Source organism: Nocardioides oleivorans (assembly GCF_004137255.1).
GTDB classification, from domain to species: Bacteria; Actinomycetota; Actinomycetes; order Propionibacteriales; family Nocardioidaceae; genus Nocardioides; species Nocardioides oleivorans.
On sequence record NZ_SDWT01000001.1, the window covers coordinates 15,518 to 27,565 of the forward strand.

Here is a 12,048-nt window from a genome sequence, read left to right on the forward strand (position 1 = left end):
CTTCCTTCGTGTCGTCCGTCGTGGAGGTGGGTGGTTCAGCGCCAGCCGAGGTCGGGCGCGACGTCGGTGAGCACCGACTCGAGGAGGTGGGCGTTGTAGTCCACGCCGAGCTGGTTGGGCACCGTGAGCAGCAGGGTGTCGGCCGCCTCGACGGCCTCGTCGTCGGCGAGCTCCTTGACCAGGATGTCCGGCTCGGCGGCGTAGGTCTTGCCGAAGACGGCGCGCAGGTTGGCCTCGATCTGGCCGAACTGGTCCGAGCTCGATCCCTCGTGGCCGAAGTAGGCCCGGTCGAGGTCGGTGGTGATCGGCATGATCGAGCGACTGACCGACACGCGGGGCTCGCCCTCGTGGCCGGCCTCCTTCCACGCCTCGCGGAAGACCTCGATCTGCTTGCGCTGCTGGACGTGGAACGGCTCACCGGACTCGTCGGCCTTGAGCGTCGAGCTCATCAGGTGCATGCCCTGCTCCGCGGTCCAGCGCGCGGTCGCGTCGGACGCGGCACCCCACCAGATCCGGCTGCGCAGGCCGGGCGAGTGCGGCTCGGGCCGCAGCAGGCCGGGCGGGTTCGGGAACATCGGGCGCGGGTTCGGCTGGGCGAAGCCCTTGCCCTCGAGCACCTGGAGGAAGACCTCGGTGTGGCGACGCGCCATGTCGGCCTGGTCCTCGCCCTCGGCGGGCGCGTAGCCGAAGTAGCGCCACCCGTCGATGACCTGCTCCGGTGATCCCCGGCTGATGCCGAGCTGGAGTCGCCCGCCCGAGATGAGGTCGGCGGCGCCGGCGTCCTCCGCCATGTAGAGCGGGTTCTCGTAGCGCATGTCGATCACTCCGGTGCCGATCTCGATCCGGCTGGTGCGCGCGCCGACGGCGGCGAGCAGCGGGAAGGGCGAGGCGAGCTGGCGGGCGAAGTGGTGGACCCGGAAGTACGCCCCGTCCGCGCCGAGCTCCTCGGCCGCGACCGCGAGGTCGATCGACTGGAGCAGGGTGTCGGACGCGGTGCGGACCGCCGACTGCGGCGAGTCGGTCCAGTGGCCGAAGTTGAGGAACCCGATCTTCTTCATGACTGGTTCAACGCTCAACCACCCTGGTTGTTCCCGAGGTCGCCGGTGAACCCGTCGCCGACCACCGGCGGCCGCCCCGGGGCAGCCAGGGACAGGACCGCCCGGGCGATCCAGGGTCGCTCCTCGAGGTGGTCCTCGAGGAGCTGCAGCTCCTCGGCAGCCCGGCTCTCGGGGTCGTCGCCGACCAGGTCCACGGAGCCGACGAGGAAGACCTTCTCGGGACCGACGTACTCCAGGTGCAGGCTGTTGACCGACTGCACCTCGGGCCGCTCGCGGAGCCACCCGATCACGGCCTCGTAGGCCCGCGGGTCGGCGATCTGGCCGACGAGGAAGGCCATGTTGCGCCGCAGCAGGTAGATCGCGATCGCTCCCAGCAGCAGGCCGACGAGGATCGACCCGATCGCGTCCCACACCGGCTGGCCGGTGACCTGGTGGAGCGCGAGGCCGCTGACGGCGATGACGATGCCGATCAGTGCGGCAGCGTCCTCGAAGAAGACCGCGCGCAGGGTCGGGTCGGAGGTGCGGTCGAGGAAGGCGGCGCCGCTGATCTCGGCCTCCTGGGCGCCCTTGCGCACCTCCCGGCGTGCCTGGAGGAAGGACGTGCCCTCGAGGAGGAACGCCGCGCCCATCACGACGTAGGCCCACAGGTAGTCGGCCGACTCCTCCTCGGCGCCGAGGGACTGCACGCCGTGGATCACCGACACGGCGGCGCCGACGGAGAAGAGCCCGAAGGCCGCGATCATCGACCAGACGTAGGCCTCCCGGCCGTAGCCGAGGGGGTGCAGCTTGTCGGCCGCCTGCTCGGAGCGTCGCTCGGCGACGACGAGGAAGACCTCGTTGCCGGCGTCGGCCCACGAGTGCGCGGCCTCCGCGACCATCGACGCCGAGCCGGTGACGGCGGCCACGATCGTCTTGAGGACCGCGAGGATGGTGTTGGCGGCCAGGGCGACGACGACGGTGAGCACGGGCCCAGCCTCCCACTTGACGCCTGACTCCGGTCAGGTGTGCAATATATTGCATGCCGGTACCCGCGTCGGAAGCATCGATCCGCCCCTCCCTCCTGCGCGACACCGTGCACGACCGGCTGCGCGACGCGATCGTCGACGGCACGCTGGCGCCGGGCGAGGTGGTGCGCGACACCGAGCTCGCCTCCTGGCTCGGCGTCAGTCGTACGCCGGTGCGCGAGGCGCTGCTGCGGCTCGGCGAGACCGGGCTGGTCCGCGCCGCGCCCGGGCGCTCGACGGTCGTCGCAGAGATCGACCTCGGCGAGGTCCGCGCCGCTCACGCCGTCGTCGCCTCGATGCACCGGCTCGCCGTGGCCGAGGCCGTCACCCGGCTCACCCCGGCCGACCTCGGTCGGATGCGCGAGGCCAACGACCGCTTCGCGCGGGCCATCGACGACCGGGACACCGACGCCGCGCTGGCCGCCGACGACGACTTCCACGCCGTGGCCGTCGACGTCTCCGCCAACCGCGCGCTGGCCACCGTCCTCGACCAGTTCAGCCCGGTCGTACGCCGCCTCGAGCGCCGCCGCTTCGCCTCCCTCGCGGGAGCCGAGTCGGTCACCCTCCACGACCGCCTGGTCGCGGCGTGCGAGGCCGGCGACGTCGACGCGGCGGCCGAGGTGGCCTTCCGGACCTGGCAGAACCTCGCCGCCCTGATCCCCGAGCCCCCGTCCGGCACCGAGCCCGACACCGAGCCCGACACCGACGCACCCACCACCCAGCAGCAGGAGACCCCGTGATCCTCGAGCAGTTCGAGCGCTACCCGCTCACCTTCGGCCCCTCGCCCGTCCAGCACCTCCAGCGGCTGACCGCACACCTGGCCGCCCGGGGCGGGGGTGCGCAGGTCTGGGCCAAGCGCGAGGACGTCAACAGCGGACTGGCCTACGGCGGCAACAAGGTCCGCAAGCTTGAGTACATCGTCCCCGACGTGCTCGCCAGCGGCGCCGACACGATCGTCTCGATCGGCGGCTACCAGTCCAACCACACCCGCCAGGTCGCCGCGGTCGCCGCGCACCTCGGCCTCAAGTGCCGCCTGGTGCAGGAGAAGTGGGTGCCGTGGGACGACCCGACCAACACCCAGGTCGGCAACATCCTGCTCAGCCGGATGATGGGCGCCGACTCACGGCTCGACCCGGCCGGCTTCGACATCGGCATCCGCGACTCGTGGAAGGACGCGCTCCGCGAGGTCGAGGAGGCCGGCGGGACGCCGTACGCCATCCCGGCCGGCGCCAGCGAGCACAGGCTGGGCGGGCTCGGCTTCGCCAACTGGGCCTTCGAGGTCGCCGAGCAGGAGAAGGCGCTCGGCATCACCTTCGACACGATCGTGGTCTGCACCGTGACCGGATCGACGCACGCCGGCATGATCGCCGGCTTCGCGGCGCTCGAGGACCTCACCGGCGTCCGCCGTCGCGTCATCGGCATCGACGCCAGCGCGACCCTGGACAAGACCCGCGACCAGGTCGCCCGGATCGCCCGCAGCACCGCCGAGCTGATCGAGCTCGGCCGCGACCTGCGCGACGACGAGATCACCGTGCTCGAGGGCTGGGCGGGCGATCTCTACGGCGTGCCGGTCGACTCGACGATGGAGGCCATGGCGCTGGGCGCGCAGCTCGAGGCGATGATCACCGACCCGGTCTACGAGGGGAAGTCGCTCGCCGGCCTCGTCGACCTCGTCGCGGGCGGCGACATCCCCCGCGACTCGCACGTGCTCTACGCCCACCTCGGCGGTCAGCCGGCGATCAACGCCTACCACTCCCTCTGGCCCGCCCAGGGCTGAGTCCTCCACTAGCGTCACCCGCGTGACCGACGAGTGGAGGGCCGCCCTCGACTGGGCGGGGGCGAGCCTCGACAGCCCGGTCGTCTCGTCGCAGCCGCTCGAGGGCGGGATGACCTCGTCGATGCTCGCGCTGACCCACGAGGACGGCACCGAGACGGTGCTGCGGCTGATGACCCACGAGCCGTGGCGCGCCCACGGCGCCGCGCTCACCTCGCGCGAGCGTGACGCGCAGCGGGCGCTCGCGGACACATCCGTGCCGGCGCCGGCCAGCATCGCCCTCGACGCGGACGGCACGACGACGGGCGTGGCGGGGCACCTGATGTCCCGCCTGCCCGGACTCGGCCGTGAGTCCCTCGGAGACTCACGGCTCGGCGCGATGGCCAGGATGCTTGCGATCATCCACGCGATCACTCCATACGAGCCGTTCCGGACCTACGAGACGTGGGCGTGGGAGGCCAAGTGGGTCGTGCCGGCGTGGACGCGCCACCCGAAGTCCTGGCAGCGCGCCTTCGACCTGCTCGCCGGACCCGCGCCCGCCCACGAGCCGACCTTCCTCCACCGCGACTTCAGCCACCGCAACCTCCTGTGGACCGACGAGGCGATCACCGGGGTCGTCGACTGGGTCGAGACGTCGACGGGGCCGGCCTGGCTCGACGCCGGCCACGCCGCGACCACCCTCGCCGTCGCGTCCGGGCCGGAGCCGGCCACCCGCTTCCTGGAGCTGTACGCCGACCACGCACCGGAGCCGGTCGATCCGTACTGGCTGGTGATGGACGCCGTCGGCTTCCTCCCGCCGCCCGGTCGGGCGCCGTTGTTCGGCAGCCCCGGACAGCTCGCGCGGCTCGACGACTGGCTCCACCGGCTGGTCGGCTGATCACGCCAGGGCGAAGTCCACCGCCGCGAGCGCGTGCAGCCGGGTCGTCGCGAAGACCGGCACGTCGACGTCGTCGGCGCCGATCAGCAGCTCGATCTCGGTGCAGCCGAGGACGACCCCCTCGGCGCCGCGCCCGGCCAGCCGCCGCACCACGTCGACGTACTGCTCCCGGGATTCGGAGCGCACGACTCCGTGGACGAGCTCGTCGTAGATCACCCGGTGAACCAGCTCGAGGTCCTCGCCCGCGGGGACCACCACGGACAGGCCGTGGGACTCGAGCCGCTCGCGGACGAACGGCTGCTCCATCGTGAACCGGGTCCCGAGCAGCGCCACCCGGGACAGGCCGGCCGCACGGACGGCCGCAGCCGTCACGTCGACGATGTGGATCAGGGGCACCGAGGTCGCGGCCTCGATCGCGCCGGCGACCTTGTGCATCGTGTTGGTGCAGAGGACCAGGCACTCGGCCCCGGCCGCCTCCAGCGCCCGGGCCTCGGCCGCCAGCAGCTCGCCGGCGGCGTCCCACTCCCCCGCTGCCTGCATCGCCTCGACCTCGGCGAAGTCGACCGACGCCATCAGCACGCGCGCGGAGTGGTAGCCGCCGAGCCGCTCCCGCACCGCCTCGTTGACGACCTGGTAGTAGAGCGCCGAGCTCTCCCAGCTCATCCCGCCGAGCAGGCCGATCGTGCGCATCGCGTGGGGCATGCGCCCATTGAACAGCGCTAGCCTGACGAGCATGGCGACCCAGGCCCTCGCGAGCACCGACGGGCTCCGGGTGTTCGCGGCCACCCATGCCCGGTTCGACGACGTCCGCACCATGGTCGGCCCGAAGAAGCCGACGTCCAGCGTGTGCTGGTGCCTGAGCCACCGGATCCCGGCGAAGCTCAACCGCGAGCTGGCCGGCACCGAGCGCGCCGACTTCGTCGAGGCCCTCACCCGCAGGCGCACCAAGCCCGGCGTGCTGGCCTACGACGGCGACGAGGTCGTCGGCTGGGCGGCCGTCGCTCCCCGCGCCGACCTGCCCTTCGCCCGCTCCACGAAGATCCCGCACGTCGACGACCAGGCCGCGTGGTCTGTCTGGTGCATCCGCGTGCGGCCCGGGCACCGGGGCCGCGGGATCTCGCACGTGCTGCTCGAGGGCGCCGTGGCCTACGCCGTCCAGCAGGGCGCCCCGGTGATCGAGGGCTACCCGGTCGACAACCGCGGAGAGAAGGTCGACCTGACCATGGCCTACGTCGGCACCCGCAAGGTCTTCGAGGCCGCCGGCTTCGAGCTGGCCATGCGCACCGAGGCGACCTCGGCCGGCTTCCCCCGCGTGATCATGCGTCGCAACGCCTGACCCGAGCCGACCCGAGCCGGCCAGACCTGACGGCGGACAGCGCGCCGACTCGCCCGACCGCCGCACCGCTTGCTACCTTTAGTCGCGTAATTCACTGCATTAATGGGACGGAGTGGTCATGGCGCCGATGGGGACGAACGAGGGCGACTGTCGGGTCGTGGTGGTCGGTGCGGGCGCCGGCGGCACGCTGGTCGCGACGCACCTGGTGACCGCGCTCTCCTCCCGGTTCCGCGTCGAGCTGGTCGACCCGGCTCCCACCACCGGGCGCGGCCAGGCCTACTCCACCACCGACGAGCGCCACCTCCTCAACGTCCCGGCCTCCGGCATGAGCGCCTTCCCGCGCGACCCGGAGCACTTCCTGCGGTGGCTGCGCAACCACCACGACCCGAAGTTCCAGCCCCACGACTTCGCGCCGCGTGCCGTCTTCGGTCGCTACATCGAGAGCCTGCTGACCACCGCGACGGAGTTCCCCGGCAATGCCCGGCTCGTACGCCGTCGCGCCGAGGTGGTCGACATCGCCGGGTCCGGCAGCGGCTTCGTCGTCGACCTCTCCGACGGCGAGCGGCTCGAGGCCCGCGCCGTCGTGCTCGCCACCAGCAGCCGTCCCGGGACCGCGTGGGCGCCCGCCGAGCTCGCCGCGGACGCGCGGCTCATCGCCGACCCCTGGACCCAGCCGATCCCCGAGGTGGGCGACGTGCTGATGCTCGGCTCCGGCCTGACGATGGTCGACCTGGCGATCAGCGCCGACCGGCCCGACCGCACGGTCCACGTGGTCTCGCGCACCGACGCCGTGCCGCAGCCGCACGTGCTCCCCACCACTCCCCCGGTGCCGCCGCCGCCGGGCATCACCCGCACGCAGGGACTCGACGCCCTGCGCGCCACGCTCGACGCCCACGTCGAGGAGACCGTCGACACGACCGGCGACTGGCGCGCGGCCATCGACGGCCTGCGCCCGGTCACGGCGCAGGTCTGGCGCGGGCTCTCCGACGCCGACAAGCGCCGCTTCATCGGCGAGGACGCCCGCCGCTGGGACGTCCACCGCCACCGGATGGCCCCGGCCACCGCACGCCGCTTCGACGCGATCGGGGACGCCGGCCGGATGCGGCGCCACCGCGGCACCATCGCCGGCGTGCGCGCCGACGCCAGCGCCCTGCAGGTGACGCTCGACGACGGCACCACCCTGCGCGTCGCCGCCGTCGTCAACTGCACCGGGCCGTCCGGCTCGATCGCCACCGACCCGCTGCTCTCCCGCCTGGCGCAGACCGGGCTGGTCCGGCCCGGCCCGGCCGGGCTCGGCATCGACACCACCGACGACGGCCGGATCCTCGGCACGCTCCCCGACACCGTGCCGTTCCTGGCCGTCGGGTCGCTGCGCAAGGGCAACCTGTGGGAGTCCACGGCGATGCCCGAGATCCGCGAGCAGGCCTACGACGTCGCGCGGGTGGTGAGCCGCTCGATGCATGGCGAGTCCCGGCGCCGCCCGGTCGACCCCTACGGCCTCACGCTCTCCACCGGCACCGACGCCGCCGACCGCTACAACGCCGCCCTCGGCCGGCTCCTGCGCCTCCAGGGCGGGGTCGAGGAGGGCCTCGCCGAGGCCGTCGCCGCCGACGAGGGCTTCGTCCAGGCCCACGCCGCACTCGCGCTGCTGGGCCACGAGTGGGGCACCAACACGCACTGGGCGGCCTCGCTGCGAGCCGCGCACCGGGCCGCGGCCGAGCGCCACCTCGACGACCGCGAGAGCTCGTTCCTCGACGCGGTGACCACCCGCCTGCGCTCCGACGAGGCCACCGGTGCGGCCGCTCTGCTGCGCCACGTCCGGCTGTTCCCGCGCGACGCGCTCGCCGTCAGCGTCGCCGTGCCCACGGTCGCCTTCGGCGGCCTCACGAGCGGCTCGCAGACGGGCGAGCTCGTCGAGTCGCTGGGCCGCTCCTACGGCGACGACTGGTGGTACGCCGGCCAGCTGGCGTTCGTCCGCCAGGACCAGGAGCGCTGGTCCGAGGCCGAGGAGCTGTCGTCGTACGCCCTCTCCGTCGAGCCCGCCTCCGGCCACGCCGTGCACGCCCGCGCCCACGTCTTCTACGAGACCGGCGACCACACCGCCGGACTGGCCTGGTTGGACGAGTGGATCCGCACCCGCGGCCCCGAGGCCAACCACCGCTCGCACTTCTCGTGGCACGCCGCCCTGCACGAGCTCATGCAGGACGACGTGGAGGCCGTACGCCGTCGCTGGCGCCGCGAGCTCGCGCCGTCGGTCGTCAGCGGCAGCCGGGTCGTGGTCGACAGCGGCGCCCTCCTGTGGCGCGGGCGCGTCACCGGCGCCTGGACCGAGGACCTTCCCGTCAGCGAGGTCCGCGAGCAGGCGCCCGCCGAGTGGCTGAGCGCCCCGACCACGCCGTTCGCGGCGATGCACAGCGCCGTCCTGCTCGCCGCCGACGGCGACGGCGCCGGGCTCACCGCGCTCGCCGCGCAGTCGGCGCAGAGCCAGGACGCCGTCTTCCGCGACATCGTGGCACCGCTGTGCCGCGGGCTCGAGCAGGTCGTCGAGGAGCGCTGGAACGCCGCCTCCGCCACCCTCACCGACGTCGTCCGCACGATGGCTCCCCTCGGCGGCAGCAAGGCCCAGCGCGAGGTCGTCGAGGACACGCTCGTCCACGCCCTCGCCATGGCCGGGCGCAACGCCGAGGCCGCGGCACTCCTCGACGAGCGCCTCAGCCGCCGGTCCTCGGCGCTCGACGCCCGCCGTCGGGCCGCCGTCGCCGGGACCCTCACCCGGTCGTGACCGGCACGTCGTCCGGATCGGTGGTCGGATCGGTGTTCGGGTCGGCGTTCAGCTCGGTCGCCTTCACCACGCTGGTGACGCTCGCGATCGTCGAGCTGCACACGGAGCTGGTCGCCGGGGCGGCCGCGTTCCTGGCCGCGTGGTGGCTGCTGCGCGAGGACGCTGCCTGAGGTCTCGGCCTATCCTCGGACCGTGCACAGGATCTTCACCACCAGCGTCGCCTCGGTCTACCCGCACTACGTGACCAAGGTGGAGAAGAAGGGCCGCACCCGCGCGGAGCTCGACGAGGTCATCGCGTGGCTCACCGGCTACGACGACGCGACGCTCCGGGCGCACCTCGAGCAGGAGACGACCTTCCAGGACTTCTTCGCCGACGCGACCCTCAATCCCCACGTCGACCAGATCACCGGCTCGGTGTGCGGGGTGAAGGTGCAGGAGGTCGAGGACCCGCTCATGCGGCAGATCCGCTACCTCGACAAGCTGGTCGACGAGCTCGCCAAGGGCCGGCCGATGGTCAAGGTGCTGCGCGGCTGAGCGCTCACTCCTCGCCACGCTGCCCGCGCAGCCAGGTGATCGGGTCGCCCTCGTCGACCGTGACGCCGTGGCGGCGGAGGACGTGCCGTGCGACCTGCCGGCGGGCGGCGGCGTACGTCACCACGTGGGCGAAGACGCTGCCCATCACGAAGCTCTCGGGCGGGTCGCACAACGCGTCGACCAGCCGGTCGTCCCACGCCCCGCGGGCGTCGAGGTCGCGCACGGTGGCGAGCCAGCGCGGTGCGACGGCGTCGTGACGCTCGAGCAGCTCGATCGCGCCGCGCCCGCCCCCGGTGGGGAGCTCCTCCCCCGCGATCGCGGCGAGCCAGATCTCCTTGGACGCCACCAGGTGCTCGAGCAGCTGGCCGAGCGACTCGTCGGGCCCGTCGAAGCCGAGCACCGCGAGGCCCTCGACCACCGGGGCGTCGTACGCCGACCCCGGCACGCCCTTCGCGAGGTCGATCAGGTGCCGGGTGTCGTCCAGGTCGTGGCGGACGAGGTGCTCGGTGATCGGGTTCATGGCCTGCTCCGTGGAGGTGACCCACAACGACATGGGTGGGTGGAAGTGGATGCCGTTGGGCGCGGGCAGCCAGTGCCCGGCCGCGGGGGTGCTCGGCGGGTGCCCGAACGCCCGGGCGTAGGCCCGCGCGAAGCCCTCGACCGACTCGTAGCCGGACTCGAACGCCGCGTCGGTGACGCTCGCGCCCTCGGAGAGACGCCACGCGGCCCGCTCCAGCTGGACCCGCCGGCGCAGGGCGACCGGCGGCTCGCCGGTCCCGCTCCGGACCCGGCGGTTGAAGTGGTGGGGCGAGGAGAACGCGCCCCCGGCCATGTCGGCCAGGGTGGCGTGCTCCTCGTCGAGGACGGCGTCGAGCAGCTCGCGGAGGCGGTCGCGTCCGGGCTCGCTCATGGAGCCCAGTCTGCGACACCGGCGGGCTCGGCCACCCGACCGGAATTGCGCAACGACCCCGAGGGGGTCAGGGCACCTCGAAGCGGACCGTCTTCACGGGGTTGTCGAACTCGCTCGTGCGCAGCGAGACCTGGACCTCCCAGGTGCCGTTGGTCGGCAGCACCAGGTCACCGGCGTAGATCCCCGGCCCGAGGTTGGTCAGGGCCACCTCCCCGAGGTCCACGTCGGTCGCGGACAGGCTCAGGCGTGGCGACTCGTAGCCCTCGGTGGGCCGTCCGTCGTCGTCGGTCAGCGTGATCGTGATCGTCGTGGGGCCCACCGCGAGCGGATCGAGGGTGACGTCGGCGGAGATGGCGTCGAGCTCGACCACCTGGTCCGCGCTCTGCCCCTCCCCGGAGGGCGAGGTGACCGCGACGTCGGGCTCGGGGCTGCGGTCGACGAGGAAGCCGGTGACCAGGAGCACCGCGACCAGCACGCCGGCCTCCGCGAGCGTCGTACGCACCAGGATCGACGCAGCCCCCCGGCGCTCGTCACGCGCCGTCGCCGACGCCAGGCCCGGCAGGAGCGCGAACCGGTTCCACGCGGCGACCACGATGGCGACGAGCACGATGAGCACCTTCACGAGGAGGAAGCTGCCGTAGCCCGTCTCGAGCAGCGCGCTCCACGACCCGGCCACCCGCCACGCCGTGAACGTCCCCGTGACGACCAGCAGCGCCAGGACCGCCGACGCCCAGGTCGAGAAGCGGGCGAGCACGCGCGCGCCCGCGTCGTCGCGGTCCGCGAGGTCGCGCAGCACGAGCCCGATCGCCAGCAGCCCACCCAGCCAGAGCGCGCCGGCCACGAGGTGGAGCACGTCGACGGCGATCACCAGCGCCTCGGGCGTCGTCGCGCGCGTGTGCCCGGTGAGCGACGGCGCGGCGAGCGCCACGGCGCACCCGGCGAGCACCAGCCCGGAACGCGTCCGGTCGGGAGCCGACGTCGGCAGACCCACCACGGCGAGACCGAGGCCGGCCGTGACGGCGGCGGGCACGACGTACTCCCAGGCCGAGAGCGCCGACCAGGTCGACCCCTCGCCGAGCGCCGAGGCCGGCAGGCCGAGCTGGTAGAGCGCCACCATCGGCACGGCGAGCCAGAACGCGACCGCTGCCACCACGGCGGCGATGCGGGCTGCGGTGCGCAGCCGACGGCGGCTGCCGTCGTCGGCCGGCTCGCGCGGCAGGAAGAGGACGGAGAAGGCCGCGAGGCCCGCCGCGGCGAGCAGGCCGAGGTAGCCCAGCCACCGGACCACGCTGAGCAGGAAGGGGGCGTCCGTCCCGGCGTCGGCGCTCGTCTCGGGTACGTCGACCACGGCGCTCGGCTCGCCGACCGAGAACGACAGCGAGCCGCCGATCGGGTGGCCGTCGGCGGAGACGAGTCGCCAGACGACGACGAGGGTGCCCTCGCCGACGTCGTCCTCGAGCTCCACGACGAGCTCGGCCTCGCGCACGGTCGCGGTCGACGCGACCACGGCGCCCGTGGCGTCGAAGACCTGGATGCCGGCGGGCACCCCGATCACCGACTCGTTGAAGGTGAAGGTGACCTGGTCGGGGGCGGCGTCGAGGACGGCGCCCTCGGCCGGGTCGGTGCTCACCAGTGTCGCGTGGGCGGACGCGGGCGCTGCCGACCCGAGCACGAGGAGCGAGGTGAGCGGGAGCAGGAGCGCCACGAGCAGCAGGGGCACGACGCGCCGGCTCCTCGAGCGGCGACCCGGTCGGCGTCCCGGCCCCGGTCGCG

The 12,048-nt window shown here is 73.5% G+C and carries 12 protein-coding genes; 7 read left to right on the forward strand and 5 right to left on the reverse strand.

Annotated features, from left to right (window positions below; all coding sequences use genetic code 11):
- Window positions 1-35: 35 nt before the first annotated feature.
- Both EUA93_RS00095 and EUA93_RS00100 read right to left on the reverse strand, forming a co-directional pair.
- The gene (locus EUA93_RS00095; RefSeq protein ID WP_129397802.1) at window positions 36-1,058 is read right to left on the reverse strand and encodes an LLM class flavin-dependent oxidoreductase; all 1,023 of its coding nucleotides are present in this window, start codon (window positions 1,056-1,058) and stop codon (window positions 36-38) included.
- A 14-nt stretch (window positions 1,059-1,072) separates the two neighbouring features.
- Window positions 1,073-2,023, reverse strand: a complete 951-nt coding sequence (locus EUA93_RS00100) for a cation diffusion facilitator family transporter (protein ID WP_129397803.1) — start codon at window positions 2,021-2,023, stop codon at window positions 1,073-1,075.
- A 53-nt stretch (window positions 2,024-2,076) separates the two neighbouring features.
- On the opposite strand from EUA93_RS00100, the gene EUA93_RS00105 reads away from it, so the two are divergent.
- The 3 genes from EUA93_RS00105 to EUA93_RS00115 are packed head-to-tail and all read left to right on the forward strand — an operon-like array spanning window position 2,077 to window position 4,713.
- Window positions 2,077-2,802 carry a GntR family transcriptional regulator gene (locus tag EUA93_RS00105; protein WP_129397804.1) on the forward strand — a complete coding sequence of 242 codons (726 nt, stop codon included), beginning with the start codon at window positions 2,077-2,079 and terminating at the stop codon, window positions 2,800-2,802.
- Window positions 2,799-3,839: a 1-aminocyclopropane-1-carboxylate deaminase gene (locus tag EUA93_RS00110; RefSeq protein WP_129397805.1), complete on the forward strand. Its 1,041-nt coding sequence runs from the start codon at window positions 2,799-2,801 to the stop codon at window positions 3,837-3,839. The genes EUA93_RS00105 and EUA93_RS00110 overlap by 4 nt, the downstream gene beginning before the upstream one ends.
- 22 nt (window positions 3,840-3,861) lie before the next feature.
- Complete coding sequence (locus EUA93_RS00115) at window positions 3,862-4,713, forward strand: aminoglycoside phosphotransferase family protein (protein WP_129397806.1); 852 nt, start codon at window positions 3,862-3,864, stop codon at window positions 4,711-4,713.
- Here EUA93_RS00115 and EUA93_RS00120 read toward each other — a convergent pair whose 3' ends face one another.
- Window positions 4,714-5,415, reverse strand: coding sequence for an aspartate/glutamate racemase family protein (locus tag EUA93_RS00120; protein WP_275937854.1), 702 nt, complete (start codon window positions 5,413-5,415; stop codon window positions 4,714-4,716). It lies immediately after the preceding gene.
- Window positions 5,416-5,446: 31 nt separating this feature from the next.
- Between EUA93_RS00120 and EUA93_RS00125 the strand changes: the two genes are divergently transcribed.
- The 4 genes from EUA93_RS00125 (at window position 5,447) to EUA93_RS00135 (ending at window position 9,365) form a co-directional block, all read left to right on the forward strand.
- The gene (locus EUA93_RS00125; RefSeq protein WP_129397807.1) at window positions 5,447-6,049 is read left to right on the forward strand and encodes a GNAT family N-acetyltransferase; all 603 of its coding nucleotides are present in this window, start codon (window positions 5,447-5,449) and stop codon (window positions 6,047-6,049) included.
- Window positions 6,050-6,167: 118 nt separating this feature from the next.
- Window positions 6,168-8,831, forward strand: coding sequence for an FAD/NAD(P)-binding protein (locus EUA93_RS00130; protein ID WP_129397808.1), 2,664 nt, complete (start codon window positions 6,168-6,170; stop codon window positions 8,829-8,831).
- The gene (locus EUA93_RS21425) at window positions 8,828-9,001 is read left to right on the forward strand and encodes a hypothetical protein (RefSeq protein WP_165354999.1); all 174 of its coding nucleotides are present in this window, start codon (window positions 8,828-8,830) and stop codon (window positions 8,999-9,001) included. The genes EUA93_RS00130 and EUA93_RS21425 overlap by 4 nt, the downstream gene beginning before the upstream one ends.
- A 22-nt stretch (window positions 9,002-9,023) precedes the next feature.
- Window positions 9,024-9,365 (forward strand): DUF2200 domain-containing protein, encoded by a 342-nt coding sequence (locus tag EUA93_RS00135; RefSeq protein ID WP_129397809.1) that lies wholly within the window; start codon window positions 9,024-9,026, stop codon window positions 9,363-9,365.
- A 4-nt stretch (window positions 9,366-9,369) separates the two neighbouring features.
- Here EUA93_RS00135 and EUA93_RS00140 read toward each other — a convergent pair whose 3' ends face one another.
- The gene (locus EUA93_RS00140; RefSeq protein WP_129397810.1) at window positions 9,370-10,275 is read right to left on the reverse strand and encodes a helix-turn-helix domain-containing protein; all 906 of its coding nucleotides are present in this window, start codon (window positions 10,273-10,275) and stop codon (window positions 9,370-9,372) included.
- A gap of 67 nt (window positions 10,276-10,342) precedes the next feature.
- Window positions 10,343-11,995 carry a copper resistance CopC/CopD family protein gene (locus EUA93_RS00145; protein ID WP_242497176.1) on the reverse strand — a complete coding sequence of 551 codons (1,653 nt, stop codon included), beginning with the start codon at window positions 11,993-11,995 and terminating at the stop codon, window positions 10,343-10,345.
- Window positions 11,996-12,048 lie beyond the last annotated feature (53 nt).

What these genes read in the sequence shown, in the direction of transcription:
- EUA93_RS00095 (WP_129397802.1), bottom strand. Translation starts at nt 1,058, where the DNA reads ATGAAGAAGATCGGGTTCCTCAACTTCGGCCACTGGACCGACTCGCCG.
- EUA93_RS00105 (WP_129397804.1), top strand. Translation starts at nt 2,077, where the DNA reads ATGCCGGTACCCGCGTCGGAAGCATCGATCCGCCCCTCCCTCCTGCGC.
- EUA93_RS00120 (WP_275937854.1), bottom strand. Translation starts at nt 5,415, where the DNA reads ATGCCCCACGCGATGCGCACGATCGGCCTGCTCGGCGGGATGAGCTGG.
- EUA93_RS00125 (WP_129397807.1), top strand. Translation starts at nt 5,447, where the DNA reads ATGGCGACCCAGGCCCTCGCGAGCACCGACGGGCTCCGGGTGTTCGCG.
- EUA93_RS00130 (WP_129397808.1), top strand. Translation starts at nt 6,168, where the DNA reads ATGGCGCCGATGGGGACGAACGAGGGCGACTGTCGGGTCGTGGTGGTC.
- EUA93_RS00140 (WP_129397810.1), bottom strand. Translation starts at nt 10,275, where the DNA reads ATGAGCGAGCCCGGACGCGACCGCCTCCGCGAGCTGCTCGACGCCGTC.